The sequence below is a fragment of the Streptomyces sp. NRRL F-4489 genome (assembly GCF_001509485.1).
Classification (GTDB): Bacteria; Actinomycetota; Actinomycetes; order Streptomycetales; family Streptomycetaceae; genus Streptomyces.
Genome location: NZ_LLZI01000035.1, coordinates 26,608 through 41,338, shown reverse-complemented (window position 1 = coordinate 41,338; position 14,731 = coordinate 26,608). Strand labels below are relative to the sequence as shown.

9 protein-coding genes are annotated in these 14,731 nt (G+C 74.5%); 5 read left to right on the top strand and 4 right to left on the bottom strand.

Annotated features, from left to right (window positions below):
• The first annotated feature begins 233 nt into the window (after positions 1 to 233).
• The 3 genes from ADL22_RS05210 to ADL22_RS05200 all read left to right on the top strand — a co-directional run bounded on the left by ADL22_RS05210 (position 234) and on the right by ADL22_RS05200 (position 4,148).
• Positions 234 to 2,393: a RecQ family ATP-dependent DNA helicase gene (locus ADL22_RS05210; RefSeq protein WP_066974213.1), complete on the top strand. Its 2,160-nt coding sequence runs from the start codon at positions 234 to 236 to the stop codon at positions 2,391 to 2,393.
• 236 nt (positions 2,394 to 2,629) lie between these two features.
• On the top strand, positions 2,630 to 3,265 hold the full coding sequence (locus ADL22_RS05205; protein ID WP_066974212.1) for a ScbR family autoregulator-binding transcription factor: 636 nt from the start codon (positions 2,630 to 2,632) through the stop codon (positions 3,263 to 3,265).
• 124 nt (positions 3,266 to 3,389) lie between these two features.
• Positions 3,390 to 4,148, top strand: coding sequence for a glucose 1-dehydrogenase (locus ADL22_RS05200; RefSeq protein ID WP_079063853.1), 759 nt, complete (start codon positions 3,390 to 3,392; stop codon positions 4,146 to 4,148).
• A gap of 31 nt (positions 4,149 to 4,179) precedes the next feature.
• Here the strand turns inward: ADL22_RS05200 and ADL22_RS05195 are convergent, their stop codons facing one another.
• Positions 4,180 to 5,397: a transposase gene (locus ADL22_RS05195; RefSeq protein WP_159048580.1), complete on the bottom strand. Its 1,218-nt coding sequence runs from the start codon at positions 5,395 to 5,397 to the stop codon at positions 4,180 to 4,182.
• A gap of 504 nt (positions 5,398 to 5,901) precedes the next feature.
• On the opposite strand from ADL22_RS05195, the gene ADL22_RS05190 reads away from it, so the two are divergent.
• On the top strand, positions 5,902 to 8,325 hold the full coding sequence (locus ADL22_RS05190; protein ID WP_159048579.1) for an AfsR/SARP family transcriptional regulator: 2,424 nt from the start codon (positions 5,902 to 5,904) through the stop codon (positions 8,323 to 8,325).
• A gap of 66 nt (positions 8,326 to 8,391) precedes the next feature.
• On the opposite strand, the gene ADL22_RS05185 is transcribed toward ADL22_RS05190, so the two are convergent.
• From ADL22_RS05185 to ADL22_RS05175, 3 genes are all read right to left on the bottom strand, one after another.
• Positions 8,392 to 9,159 carry an SDR family oxidoreductase gene (locus ADL22_RS05185; protein WP_066974210.1) on the bottom strand — a complete coding sequence of 256 codons (768 nt, stop codon included), beginning with the start codon at positions 9,157 to 9,159 and terminating at the stop codon, positions 8,392 to 8,394.
• A 121-nt stretch (positions 9,160 to 9,280) separates the two neighbouring features.
• A complete protein-coding gene (locus ADL22_RS05180) occupies positions 9,281 to 10,945 on the bottom strand; it encodes an MFS transporter (RefSeq protein WP_066974209.1) in 1,665 nt (554 codons plus the stop codon).
• A 430-nt stretch (positions 10,946 to 11,375) separates the two neighbouring features.
• On the bottom strand, positions 11,376 to 12,209 hold the full coding sequence (locus tag ADL22_RS05175; protein WP_066974208.1) for an NAD(P)H-binding protein: 834 nt from the start codon (positions 12,207 to 12,209) through the stop codon (positions 11,376 to 11,378).
• Positions 12,210 to 12,739: 530 nt separating this feature from the next.
• On the opposite strand from ADL22_RS05175, the gene ADL22_RS05170 reads away from it, so the two are divergent.
• Complete coding sequence (locus ADL22_RS05170; RefSeq protein WP_324615507.1) at positions 12,740 to 14,623, top strand: DUF4192 domain-containing protein; 1,884 nt, start codon at positions 12,740 to 12,742, stop codon at positions 14,621 to 14,623.
• The last annotated feature ends 108 nt before the right edge of the window (positions 14,624 to 14,731 follow it).

Genomic DNA, 14,731 nt, shown 5'->3' with positions numbered 1-14,731 from the left:
CTCCAACGCGCCCCTGGCGAAGGCCCGTTGCGCGACCGGGTGAGCGGCCGCCGCCAGTAAGGCGCCCCCAGTAAGCCGCCGCGCGTCAGCCGCCGGCAGCCGGGCCGGACGCCATGGCGCGATCCCCGGAGGCAGCCCCCGCCGGACACGCCCCCCCGGGGGCGCGTACCGCGACACCGGTGTCACCCTGCGTGAGCTGGCCAGCAGGCCGCGCCATCGGCTTGCATGGGGGCATGGACGATGTGGAGCTCCGCGCCGAAGCCGATGCCATCCTCGCCGAGCTGGTCGGGGACCCGAGCGGTTCCGCGCGGCTGCGGGAGGACCAGTGGCACGCGGTGGCGGCGCTGGTCAGGGAGCGCCGGCGGGCGCTGGTCGTCCAGCGCACCGGCTGGGGCAAATCGGCGGTGTACTTCGTCGCCACCGCCCTGCTCCGCCGGCGGGGCTCCGGCCCCACGGTGATCGTCTCGCCGCTGCTGGCGCTCATGCGCAACCAGGTGGAGGCGGCGGAGCGGGCCGGTATCCGGGCCCGCACCATCAACTCGGCCAACCCGGAGGAGTGGGGCACCATCCACGAGGAGGTCGAGCGCGGCGAGACCGACATCCTCCTGGTAAGTCCCGAACGCCTCAATTCGGTGGATTTCCGCGATCAGGTGCTGCCCAAGCTGGCCGCCACGACCGGGCTGCTGGTGGTCGACGAGGCGCACTGCATCTCCGACTGGGGGCATGATTTCCGCCCGGATTACCGGCGGCTGCGGTCGATGCTCGCCGAGCTGCCCCCGGGGGTGCCCGTGCTGGCGACCACCGCGACCGCCAACGCCCGGGTCACCACGGACGTCGCCGAGCAGCTGGGGACGGGCGCCGGTGAGGCGCTGGTACTGCGCGGTCCGCTGGACCGGGAGAGCCTGCGGCTGGGCGTGGTCCGGCTGCCGGACGCCGCGCACCGGCTGGCCTGGCTGGCCGAGCACCTGGACGAGCTGCCGGGTTCCGGGATCGTCTACGCGCTGACCGTCGCCGCGGCCGAGGAGGCCACCGCCTACCTGCGCCGGCGGGGCTTCGCGGTCGCCTCGTACACCGGGCGGACGGAGAACGCCGACCGGCTGCAGGCCGAGACCGACCTCCAGCGGAACAAGGTCAAGGCGCTGGTCGCCACGTCCGCGCTGGGCATGGGCTTCGACAAGCCCGACCTCGGCTTCGTCGTCCACCTCGGCTCCCCCTCGTCGCCGATCGCCTACTACCAGCAGGTCGGCCGGGCCGGGCGCGGTGTCGAGCACGCCGAGGTGCTGCTGCTGCCCGGCAAGGAGGACGAGGCCATCTGGCGCTATTTCGCCGAAACCGCCTTCCCGCCCGAGGCGCAGGTCCGCCAGACCCTCGCGGCGCTCGCCGACGCCGGGCGGCCGCTGTCGGTGCCGGCCCTGGAGGCGCTGGTCGATCTGCGCCGCACCCGGCTGGAGACCATGCTCAAGGTCCTCGACGTGGACGGCGCGGTCCGGCGGGTCAAGGGCGGCTGGGAGAGCACCGGGCGGCCGTGGGCGTACGACAGCGAGCGGTACGCGTGGGTGGCCGAGCAGCGGTCGGCCGAGCAGCAGGCGATGCGCGCCTACGTGAGCACGACGCAGTGCCGGATGGAGTTCCTGCGGCGCCAGCTCGACGACGAGGGGGCGGCGCCGTGCGGCCGCTGCGACAACTGCGCCGGCGCCTGGATCGACGCGTCGGTCTCGACGGACGCGCTGGCCGGGGCGGCGGAGGAGCTGGAGCGTCCCGGCGTCGGGGTCGAGCCGCGCCGGATGTGGCCGACCGGTATGCCGGCGCTGGGCGTCGACCTCAAGGGGCGCATCCCGGCCGGTGAGCAGTGCGCCCCCGGGCGCGCCCTGGGGCGGCTCTCGGACATCGGGTGGGGCAACCGCCTGCGCCCCCTCCTGGCGGAGCACGCGGCCGACGGCCCGGTACCCGAGGACGTCCTGCGGGCGGCGGTCGCGGTCCTCGCCGACTGGGCGCGCTCGCCGGGCGGTTGGGCGTCGGACGCGCCGGACGCCGCCGCCCGCCCGGCCGGAGTCGTCGCCGTACCGTCGCTGGCCCGCCCGCGGCTGGTCGGCTCGCTGGCCCAGGGGATCGCGGAGATCGGCCGCCTCCCGTTCCTGGGGACCCTGTCGTATACGGGGCCGGACGGGGCGCAGGCGGCCCGCCGGAGCAACTCCGCGCAGCGCCTCCGCGGGCTCACCGGCGCGTTCACCCTCTCCGAGGAGCTGGCCGGGGCCGTGGCCCGTACACCCGGCCCCGTCCTCCTCGTGGACGACAGCACCGACACCGGCTGGACCCTCGCGGTCGCCGCCCGCCTGCTCCGGCGGGCGGGCAGCGGACCGGTGCTGCCGCTGGTGCTGGCGACGGCGGGCTGAGTTCCCCGGGCGCGAGGGCAGGTGTGCGGGGCCCGGAGGGCAAGCGCCGCCGCCGGGTATCGGGGCAGGTGGCACTGCGTATTCTCCCCTGGGGACGGCACCGTCGCGGGCCGTCCCGACGCGCCAGAAACAGCGAGCGTGAATAGCGAGCGTGCCAGAAATAGCGAGCGTGCCAGAAATGGCGAGCGTCTTTCTTTGTCCGGATTCGGGCGAACGGATGGGGGCGGTGCGGGGCGATGGCGGGACGGGTCCTGAAGCAGGAGCGGGCGGTGCGCACCCGGGCCGCGCTCGTACAGGCGGGGGCGGAGGCGTTCGCCGAGTGGGGGTTCACCAGGGCCAGTGTCGCCAGGATCGCCGAGCGGGCGGGGCTCACCCTGGGGGCGATGTACTTCCACTTCGCCAGTAAGGAGGAGCTGGCCCGCGAGATCGTGCGCAACCAGCCGGACCGGGTCGTGCCCGCCGTCGACTCCGAGGGCCTGCAGCGGGCCGTCGACACCACCCTCACCTGGGCCTGCCGGCTGCCGGACGACCCCGTGCTGCTGGCCGGCGCCCGCCTGGTGATGGACCAGGAGTACTTCGCCGGCCCCGCCGGGAACTCCCACCAGCAGTGGATCGACGTACTCACCGCCGACCTGGAAGAGGCCGCCCGCCGCCGCGAGTTGCGCGCGCACGCCGACCCCCGGGCGGTGGCCCGGCTGCTCGTCTACGCGTGTACGGGCGCGCAGATGCACTCCGGCCTCGAAAGCGGCCGCCGCGATCTGCCGCGCCGGATAGCGGAGGTCTGGCACACCCTGCTGCCGGCCGTCGCCACGCCCGGCGCCGCCCGGCGGCTGGAACTGGGGGAGGAGCGCGGCCGGCCCGTGGGGACCTAGGCCACGTCGTCAACACCAACACCTTTGTCGTAGCGGTCACTTAATCTCATACCGGTGCACGGGGCGCCCGCGGGCGACGCGTGCCGGATACCCGATACCGGCGTTCAAACGGGGGGACAGAGGGATGCTGCTCAAGGACAGGACCGTCATGGTGACCGGGGCGTCCAGCGGGATCGGGGCGGCCGCGGCGCGGTTGCTGGCCGCCGAGGGGGCCGCCGTCGTGCTGGTCGCGCGGCGCGCGGAGCGGCTGGCGGAGCTGGCCGCCGCCATCACCGCGCGCGGCGGGCGGGCCGCCGCGGCGCCGGGGGACGTCCGGTCCGCCGCCGATGTCGAACGGGCCGTCGGGCTCGCCGTGGAGCGGTTCGGGTCGCTCGACGCCGCGTTCAACAACGCGGGCTGGGGAGCGGCCGGCAGCGCGCTGCACGAGATGGACGACGCCGACTACGACCGCATCATGGACGTCAACGTGCGGGGTGTCTGGAACTGCCTGCGCGCCCAGATCCCCGTGATGCTCGGCCAGTCCACCGGCGGCGCGATCGTCAACACCTCCAGTACGGCGGGGTCGTTCGCCACCGGTGTCGTCGCGCCGTACGTGGCCGCCAAGCACGCCGTCGCCGGGCTGACCAAGGCGGCCGCCGCGGAGTACGGCGACCGGGGGATCCGGGTGAACGCCGTGATGGTGGGGGCCACCCGTACCGAGCTGATGGACGCGGCCATCGAACAGATGCCGGCGCTGGAGACGCTGGCGGTCCAGCGGGCCGTGCAGCGGCGGTTCGCCGCGCCGGAGGAGATCGCGCGGGCCGTGGTGTGGCTGTGCAGCGACCACGCGTCGTTCGTCACCGGCGCGTGCGTTCCGGTGGACGGCGGCTGCAGCGCCGTATGAGCCCCGGGGCGCGGGCCCCGGAGCGCGGGGCTCAGGCCGCCGCGCAGTACGCCGCCCCCGCGCCCTCGTACAGCCGCCGGTAGACGTACGCCGCCGACGCCAGCGTCATGTGGTGGTGCCAGCCGGGGAAGGACCGCCCCTCGAAGTCGCGGAGCCCGTAGTCGTTCTGGAGGCGCTGCACCGCCGCGCCGGTCAGCGCCGACCGGCGGGCCAGCGCCAGCACCTCGGCCGTCCGGTGGCGGCGGAGTGAGGTGATCCAGTAGCGCGCGGGCCGGCGGCTCCGGGGGGACAGCTCGGCCACCAGCCGGTGGACGGGGGCGGCGCGGCCCGGGGCGTACTCGGGGCCGGGCAGGCGCACCGGCGTGCACAGTACGTCCACCGGGCGCCCGCCGCCCCGGCGTTCGGTGCTCAGCAGCTGCGGGTGGCGCGCGGCCAGATACGCCGTCAGCCGCTCCACGCCCACCGGCTGCCCGTCCGGCACGGCCGTCCCGCCGGGCATCCCCGGCCCGCCCGGCAGCACCGGCCGGTCGGGCGCGATCTCCAGGACGAAGTCCCGGCGCCGCGCCCCCAGCCGGGCCGCCAGCTCGGCCGGCTCCACCCCGGCCGACAGGTCCGCCACCAGCGGTACCTGGCCCGACACCCGCAACTCGGCGAGCCGATCGGTCAGTTCGGCCACGTGCGCCCAGGCGGGCTCGGCGCCGGTGCCCTCGGGGATGCGGGCCCGGCGCCGGCGGGCCGGATCGCCCGCCCACGTCCCGTCGAGCAGCAGCCGCCACCCCACCGGCACGCTCTCCTGGGCGGAGGTGAGGAACAGGCCCACCCCGACCTGGCAGTTGACCGTGCGCCCGGTCTCCGCGACGGTGCGCCGGCGTACGCCCACGGAGTGCTCACCGCGCTTCTCGATGACCGTCGTGCCGACCGTCCACACATGCTCCGGCAGGCGCCCGGCGGCGGCGCGGGCCAGGGCCTCGCGCACGCCCAGCCAGTCCCACGGGCTGGCGCTGATGAACTGCTGGAGCGCGTGCGCCGCGGCCGCGCAGGGCGCGATGCCCCGGGCCATGCTGCGGATCGTCTTCTTGCCGGGCACGGTCAGCAGCCCGCAGAGGTAGACCTCGGCCCAGCGGCGCTGGTCGCTGCGCGGCAGCGGCGCGAAGACCTCTTCGGCGAAGCGGGACAGGCCGCCGGGCGCCGGCGGCTCCTCCACCGGGAGCGTGGTGGCGGACGACGGAGCGGACACGGCCGCGGACATGAGACCCCCCTCTGGCGCAGCGATGACTGCAGCGGAAAAACATAGCAGTTGTTTTCTTTTTCTTGGGCGGTCCATTGCGCGTGCGTACTCCGGTAGGTCGCCGTTGTTCAGGACGCGCCGGGCGGGTCAGCATGTGCGCCTGTGTGCGCCTGTGTGCGCCTGCGTGCCGCCCGGCCACGAGCGGCCTGCATCTCACTCCCTGGACACCGCGGAGCTTGCGCCGCCTTCCTGACACCGCGCTGACGTGCTGTTTCGCGCGGGTTCAGCGACTTATGGAGGTTGCGGTGGCTCCGCCCGCCGACGCGCCGCACCATCTGACCGTGACCGGTCCGGCAACCGGCCGGGGAGCACCGGCGGCCCCGGCCCGGACCGGTCGGCGGCAGCGCACCGGTACGACGGGGGAGCCCCGGCCGCCGCCGCCCCGTCCTCCGCACCGCGAAGGGGGAAGTGCGAATGGAGTTCCGCGTCCTTGGGCCACTGGAGATCGTCGATGAGGGAGAAGTCGTGCCCTTGCAGGGTACGAAGCAGCGAGCGGTGCTCGGCTTCCTGCTGTTCCACGCCAACCGCGTGGTGTCCACCAGCGCCTTGTTGGAGGCCCTCTGGCCGGCTGACGAGGCGCCCAACTCCGCGCGCAAGATCCTGCACAACGCCGTCTGGGGGCTGCGCGGCTCCCTCGCGTCCACCGACGAGGGCGCCGGCCGCGCCTCGCTGATCACCCGTCCGCCGGGGTACCTGCTCCAGCTGGACCCGGAGAGCGTGGACCTGTACCGCTTCCACCGGCTGGCCAAGGAGGGCCGGGCGCGGCTCGCCGACGGGGCGCCGGGCGCCGCCGCGGACGTCCTGCGCCGGGCCCTGGGCCTGTGGCGCGGCCACATCCTCGCCGACCTCGCCGAGGCCGGCTTCTGCTGGCCGGAGCTGGCCGGTGTGGAGAACGCCCGGGTCGACGCGCTGGAGGACTACTTCGAGGCCGAACTCGCCCTGGGCCGCCACCACTCGGTCCTGCGCGAGATCGAGAGCGCCGTGGAGGCCGGCACGCTCCGCGAGCGGCTGTGCGGCCAGCTGATGCTCGCGCTGTACCGCTGCGGCCGGCACACCGACGCGCTCGGCGCGTACAACCGGCTGCGCGAACGCCTGGTGGACGAGCTCGGCCTGGAGCCCGGGAACCGGCTCCAGACGCTCCAGCAGGCGATCCTCCGCCACGACGACACGTTGCTCGCGCCGGAGGCGGCCCCCGCGGCGCGGCCGCCCGAGGTGCCGAGGCCGGCCGACGCGCCGCGGCCCCGGCACCCCGGCGGTCCCCGTCCGGCCGCCGTCGTCCGCCGCCACCCCGTGGCCGCGGCCGCCCCCGCGGCCCCGCCGCCCGTACGGGAGACGCGCCCGGCACCCCTGGCCGCCGCCTCCGGTATGGACGGCGGGCCGGGCATCCTGGTGGCGGCTCCCGCACCGGCACCGGGGCCGGCGCCCGCCGTGGGCTCCGGCACGCACAGCGTCCTGATGGTGCAGACCACCTTCGACGACCGGTGCGCCTCACCGGACACCCCGGCCGTGGAGAGCGGCCTGGCCGCCGTCGCGGACGCGTTACGGGACGCCGCCGAGCACCTCGACGGCACGGTCGCCGCCCCCGCCGGGCCGGCGCTGGTCGCCGTCTTCACCGGCGACCGGGCCGCCGAACGCGCCACCTCCGCCGCCCTGGTGCTGCTCACCTGCGTCCCCTCGCCGCCCGCCGGGAACCGCCCGCCGGTCGGCGTCCGGGCCGCCGTGGCCACCGGCGAGGCCGTGCTCTACCGCATCGGCGCGGAACCCGACTCCCCGGCCATGGTCCTCGGGTCGGCCGCCGACACCTGCCGCACCCTGCTCACCCGCGCCGCCGCCGGCACCGCGCGGGCCTGCCCGGTGACCCGGGAGCAGGCGCGCGACACGGTGTGCTTCTGCCGCTGCGGTTCGTCCGCCACCGGCTGGCAGGTCCGCTCCGCGCACTGGCGCTCCCTGGCCCACCCCTGCGTCCCCGTCATCGACCGCGACTACGAACTCGACGTCCTCGGCAGCCTCCTGGGCCGCTCGCGGTACCGCTCGGTGCCGCAGCTGGTCACGCTGCTGGGCGGGGTCGGCACCGGCAAGACCCGGCTGGCGCTGGAGTTCGAGCGCCGCGCCATGGCCCGCTGGGACGACGTGCGGTTCCTGACCACCGGGCCCGACTGCGCGGACCGGCCGCTGGGGCTGCTGCGCGATCTGCTGTTCGCGCTCTGCGACGCCCCGCTGACCACCGAGACCGCCACCGTCGCCGGTCTGCTGCGCCAGCAGGTCTACGCCTATATCGCCGATCCCGAGGAGGCCGCCGAGGCCGACGCCTGTGTCACCGAGCTGATCACCACCGGCGGGCACGGCCCGGCGCCGCACCGGCACGGCCCGCTGCTCGCCGGGGGCATCAGCCTGCTGCGCGCGGTGGCGATCGACCACCCCCTGGTGATCTTCGTGGACGACGGCCACGAACTCGACGACGCGGGGCTGGACTTCCTGGAACGGCTCGTCGGCTCCGCCGAGCCGCCGGCCCTCATGGTCGTCCTCGCCGCGCGCCCCCAGCTGCTGGGGCGGCGCCCCGGCTGGGGCGGCGGCCAGGCCCAGGGCGCGGTCCTCACCCTGGACCCGCTCTCGGACGCCGCGCTGGACCGGCTCTGCGACATCATGATCGCCCGGATGCGGCGCGAGCTGCTGACCTTCCCCACCACCCGCCTCGGCGCGGGCTTCGGCGAGCAGGTGCTCCCGTCCGCCCGCCGCCGCGCGCTGCGCACCCTGATGCGGATGGACAGCGCCCTGCCGCCCCGGCGGAGCCTGGGGGACGCCCGAGTTCGGCACGAAGAGCCGCTCGTCGCCTGCGTCGAGCAGCCGGCGGGTCGTCGCCCCGTATGCGACGACCGCGCCCATGCGTAGCGTCGGATACGCCCGCGCAGCGTCGGTTACGCGCAGGGGTGACGCCCGATTCGCCCCTGCGCGGCTTCAGATGCCCAGCGCCGAGCCGCCGCTGACGTCGATGACCTCGGCGGTGATCCAGCGGGCGTCGTCGGAGGCGAGGAAGGCCACGGCGTCGCCGATGTCGGCGGGCCGGCCGACGCGGTTGAAGACCGATACGGCGGCGATCTGCTTGCGGCCCTCGGGGTCCTTCACCCACGGGTTGGCGTCGGTCTCGATGGTGCCGGGCGCGACCGCGTTGACGGTGATGCCGCGCGCCCCCAGGCCCTGGGCGAGGGTGAAGGTCAGGGTGTCGAGCGCGCCCTTGGTCGCCGAGTACGCGATGACGTCGGGGATGGCGACCTTGGTGACGCCGGAGGAGACGTTGATGATGCGGCCGTTGTCGCGCAGGCGGGTCAGGCCGTGCTTGATGATGAAGAACGGCGCCTTGGTGTTGATCGCGAACACCCGGTCGTAGGCGGCCTCGTCGATCTGGTCGATCGCACCGGACGCCAGCACACCGGCGTTGTTGACCAGGATGTCCAGGCCGCCCCGCTCGTCGTACCGCGCGATCTGCTCGTCGAAGGCCGCCCACAGCGCCTCGGCGTCGCCCGGGACGCCGAGCTCGGTGCGGAAGGCGAAGGCCCGGCCGCCCTCGGCCTCGATGGTGCGGACGGTCTCCTTGGCGGCGGCCTCGTCGTTGCCGTAGTGGACGGCGACCAGCGCGCCGTCGCGGCCGAGGCGCTCGGAGATACCGCGGCCGATGCCCCGGCCGCCGCCGGTGACCAGAGCCGTCTTACCGCTGAGCTTTCCCATGGGGTCTTTCCTGTTCTGTGTGGAATGTGGAGTTGGGGTCAACTGGAAGGGAGAGGAAGGGTGTTGGGGCCGCCGAGGGGGATGAGTCGGGGCGGGGCGGATCGGTGGCCGCCGGGGCGGGTCAGCGGTCGTCGGCCGCGACGGTGGCCGCGGGGGTGCCGGCCGGGTTCTTGCCGGCGGTGCTCGCGTCGTCCGCCTCGGGCGCCCGGTCCGCGTCGCCCGCCTCCGGCGCCTCGGCTGCCGGTCCCTCGCCGCCCGTCGGGGCGACCCGGCGCAGCAGCAGGACGGCCAGGGCGCCCAGCAGCACCGTCAGGCAGCCGCTGATGACGGCCGCGACCTGGAGGCCGGACGTGAAGGCGGCGCGGGTCACCGCGAGCATCGCGTCACCGGCCCCGCCGGCCAGCTCCTTGGCCAGGGCGGTGCCGCCGCTGATGTTGCCGGCGATGGCGTCGACGGTGCCGCCGGACACCGCGCCGGGGGCCTCGCCGCGCACGTGGCCGCGGTAGACGGCGGCCATGACGCTGCCGGTGGCCGCGACGCCGAAGGCCAGGCCCAGTTCGTAACTGGTCTGCCCCACCGAGGACGCCTGGCCGGCCTTCTCCGGAGGCGCGGCGCTGACGGCGATGTCCGTGCCCAGTACGGTGATCGGCGCCAGGCCGGTCATCATGACGGTGGTGCCGGCGGCCGCCTGGGCGGCGCCGGAGAGGTCGGCGGGCAACGTGATCATCAGGGCGTAGCCGACGAGGGCGAGCACGGCGCCGCCGGCGATCACGTAGGCGGGGCGGGTCCGCCGGGTCAGGAACGGGGTGAGCTGCGAGCCGAGGGCCAGGCCGGCGGCGGGCAGCACCATCAGCAGCCCGGCCTGGAGCGAGGGCAGGTCGCTGACCAGCTGGAGGTACTGCGGAATGACGTACTCCACGCCGTTCATCGCCGACAGGCCGACGAAGAGCAGCACCAGCGCGGTGGTGAAGGTCCGGTCGCGGAACAGCCGCAGCTCCAGCAGCGGGTTGGCCAGCCGCTGCTGCCGGCGGACGAAGAGGACGCCGAAGACGACGGCGGCGGTCAGGGACAGCAGCATCCAGGCGTCCGGGCCGTGCTCGCCCAGCCGCTTGATGGCGAAGACCAGGGGCAGCAGCGTCAGCAGCAGCAGCGGCATCCCGGCCGTGTCCAGCTTCCGTGCCGCCGGGTCGCGGTACTCGGGGACGGCGAACGGCGTCACGACCAGGGTCGCGAGCATCACCGGCACCCCGATGAGGAACACCGAACCCCACCAGAAGTACTGAAGCATGACCCCGCTCACCACCGGGCCCAGGGCGATGCCGGTGGACAGCGCGGTGACCCACATGGCGATGGCCCGGGCCCGCTGCCGGGCGTCGGTGAACACGTGGGAGATCAGGGCCAGGGTCGACGGGATGATGCAGGCGCTGCCGACGCCGAGGACGGCCCGGGCCAGGATCAGCACCAGAGGGCTCGTCGCGTAGGCGGCCACCAGCGACGCGACCGCGAAGGCCACGACGCCGGCCAGCAGGACCTTGCGCCGGCCGAAGCGGTCACCGAAGTTGCCGGAGAGGACCAGCAGGCAGGCCATGACGAAGCCGTACATGTCGTTGATCCACAGCAGTTCGGTGCTGGTGGGTCGCAGATCGGCCGCCAGCGGCGGGGTCGCCAGCCACAGCACCCCCAGGTCGGTGGTGAGCAGCAGGGTGGGGACCAGCAGGAAAACGAGTCCGGTCCACTGCCGCGCCTCTGCCCTGGTTGCTAACGAGTCCGTCGATGGGCTGTTCATGGAGGGTTCCTCTGTTCCTCTGTTCCTCTCGGAAACTTTCAGGAATGGCCGTCGGTACGAAGATGGAGGCAGGAAGGAGCGATTCCAGGGCGGAAAAGGGGCCGAGGTGACCGCTCGCTGGAAAGGGCGGCACCGTCGCCGCCTTTTTCCGCGAACGCGCGCGGGTCCGCGGAATTCCGCGGTGCTCCGCAGTTCTCCGCAGTTCCCTGCGATTCTCCGGCTGCTTTTCCGCTGCTTTTCGGTAGGGCCGCATCACTGTATAGCGGCCGCGGCGGGCACCGGGTCATTGCCGGGTCATCCGGCGCTCTCGGTCCGGTCATGGGGCCGGTCGCGGGGGTGGTTGCGGGGCCGGCCGGGGCCCGGTCGCTGGCCCCCGAGGGGAAAGGGGGCGGGGTGCGGACCGGCCCGGCCCGCACCCCGCGGCGGGGTGTCAGCCCTGCCAGACGCCGCTGCCCGCGGTGTCCTTGACGTACTGCGAGAAGTCCCGCGGCTCGCGGCCGGTGAGCCGCTGCACGCCGTCGGAGAGGTAGTCCCCGCTGCCCGAGGCGACGTCGGCGAGCAGCCCCGCCGCGAACTCCGCGTAGCCGCGGTCGGCACCCCTGTCAACGACCAGCTCGACGTACTCCTGCGGGGAGACCGGCACATAGCGGATGTCGCGGCCGGTGGCCTCGGCGATCTCGCGCACGCAGTCGCCGAAGGTCATCACCCGCGGCCCGGACAGCGCGTACGTCGCCCCGTCGTGGCCGTCCTCGACCAGCGCCGCGACCGCCGACGCGGCGATGTCCTCGGCGTCGATGAACGGCTCCAGGCCCTCCCCGGTGGGCAGCCGGACCTCACCGGAAACCACCGGGTCGCGCAGGAACGCCTCCTCGCTGAAGTTCTGCGCGAACCACGTCGGCCGCAGCACGGTCCAGCCGGCACCGGAGTCCCGCACGGCCCGTTCGACGGCGAAGCCGGCCTCGTCGCCGGCCTGCTCCCAGGCCCGCGCCGACAGCAGCACCAGCCGCCGCACGCCCGCCTTCACCGCGACCTCCGCGAACTCCGCCATGAGCGCGGCGGCGTTCTCGCCCTGCGAGTCCACCAGGTAAGCCGCGCCCGCGCCGGCCACCGCGGGCGCCCAGGTGTTCCTGTCCTGCCAGTCGAAACGGCGCTCCCCGGAACGGGAGGCGACGAGGGGGGTGAATCCCCGCTCGGTCAATTGCCGGGCGACGCGCTTGCCGGTCTTACCGGTGCCGCCGAGCACAAGAATAGGTGAGTCGTTCATGGCCTCATTTAATACCGTCATAGCCGTTCCCTTGGAATAGCGGATGGTCCAGCGGCCGGCCTGTGGCCGAAAATCCCTCCCGCTCGGCGGGAATTCAGGCCCGCCGGGGAGGTCTGCGGGTCAATCGCGTACGGAAGGTGGCCGCCGAGTACAGGAATTCGACGTAGCGCGCGAAGAGATGGGCGGTGAGCGGCGGGCAGGCGATGCCGGTGTCCGCCAGGGCCGCCTCCGCCTCCGTCTCCGAGGTCCGCGTCCGAGGTCTTCATCAGCGAGTCGCACTTGAACAGGTGGGAGCACGTCGACCCGGTGCATCGACAGGCAGCGCAGCCCTGGTCCCACAGGCGCGCTGTGCGACGCTCAACTACCGCTCGGAGATGGGGTGGTGGCCCCTGCCGTCCCTCGCTCATGCCCTCCATGCAACCCGATGCCGCTGACGACGCGCGCACCCCGTCCGCGAGCTGTGGAAAACCCACTCCGGAAGTTATCCACAGGGGTCGCGGCGGACCGCATCGCTGCGGGATCTTCAAGCCATGAATCCGCACAGCGAACCGCAGAGGGCCGGCAGCGCCAAGACCACCACGGACGCCGCCGACAGCACCGACGGAACGGAAAAAACCGAGGAGACCAAGATGAACGAGGGCACCGAACGGAACATCGACCTCACGACGGAGGACCGCACGACGTCCGACACCCCGCCGTCGCACCACACCACCGAGCCGAGCACCGACACCCGAACGAACGACCGCCACGAGCCGAACGGCCACCGCGATCCGAACGGCCACCGCGATCCGAACAGCGGCCACGATCCGGACGGCCGTCACGGAGCAACAAGCCCCCCGTACGCCCCGCCCACCCCCTACGACCCGCCCGGTCCCGCCCTTTCCTGCGGCGCCTACGCCCCGCCTGCGGCCGCCGATGACGGCGATGGTCCCGGTGGGCCGCCCGGCTCCGCCCACCCCTCCGGTGACCGTGCCGCCGGCCCCGCCCCCGACTCCCAAGTCACCCTGCGCGGCCCCGCCGAACTCGCCGACGCTCTCCCCTACCTCCTCGGCTTCTATCCGGACAACAGCATCGTCATGGTCGCCCTGCACGGCGAACGCGCCCGGTTCGGCGGCCGGCTCAGGCTCGGCATCCCCTCCGACCCGTCCCACTGGCCCGACGTCAGCGACCAGCTCGCCGACTGCCTGATCACCGGCGCCCGCCGGCGCTCCGGCCGCCCGGTCGGCATCCTGGTCTTCCTCTGCCAGGAGCCGGCACCGGGCGAGAGCGGCCAGGACGTCAAGGAGCGCCTGCGCCCCTTGGCCCAGCGGCTGCGCACCGCCTGCGGCGCGCTGGACGTACCGGTCCTCGAAGCGCTGTGCCTGTCCAACGGCCGCTTCTGGTCCTACTGCTGCCCCGACTACCGCTGCTGCCCCGCCGAGGGCACCCCGCTCTTCCTGCCCGGTACGTCCGTGATGGCCGCGGCCGCCGCCTACTCCGGCATGCAGGTTCGGGGCTCCCTCAAGGAGATGGAGGCCCGGCTCGCGCCCCGCACCGGACCGCGCGGTGCCGATCAGGAGAAGGCGCTGGACACCGCGGCCGCGGAGCTGGTGCCCAGGATGATCCAGCCCGGCACCGCCGCTGCCGTCCACCGGGACACCCTCGAACTGGCCGCCGCGATGATCCACCGCTTCCGCCAGGACACCCCGGCCGGCAGCAACCGCGCCCGGGACGCCTGCGACGACGCCCTGATCACCGACGCCGAGGCCGCCACCCTCATCCTCGGCCTCCAGAACCGCGCCACCCGCGACCGGGCCGCCGAATGGATGGACGGCCCCGAAGCCGCGGCGGCCCTCCGCCTCTGGCGCGCCCTCGCCCGCCGCTGCACCGGAGGCTACGGCGAACACGCCGCGGCCCCGCTGACGCTCGCCGGCTGGGTCTGCTGGTCCACGGCCGACGCCCCCTCCGCCCGCGTCGCCCTCAGCCGCGCCCTGGTCGCCGACCAGGAGTACGTCTTCGCCCAGCTCCTGCACCGCGCGATCAACGAGGGCTTGGACCCCGAGCCCCTGCGCCGCTGCCTCCGCCAGCAACGCGCGGAAGCCGAAGCCGCCGAGGCCGAGGCCGCGAAAGCCGAAGCCGGGGCCGCGGCCGCGGCCGCGCAAGCCGAAGCCGCCGAGACCGCTGGGACCGCGGGTGCAAGTGCGGTTGGTGGGGCCGTAGTTGTCAATGGGACCGCGGGCGGCGCCACCGAAGCCACCGCCCCCGAAGCCACCGCCACCGCTCGCCGGCGCTCCACCCGAAGGCCCGCGCCGGCCCGCCCAGGGAGCGCCGACCGCCCCCGCGGGCCCCGGGGCAGCACCGGCCCCGGCTCCCGTACGACCGGCGCGCCGGGCGGCCGCCGCACGGGCCGGGACGGTGACCGAAGCCGGCGGTAACGGCACGGGGTGCGGCGTGGCCGGCGTGACCTGGGCGCCGGCCGCACCGTTCAGCCGGGTGGCGTCAGGCCGTACGGAGCCCCGACCTCACCAGGAGCGCAGAGCGTG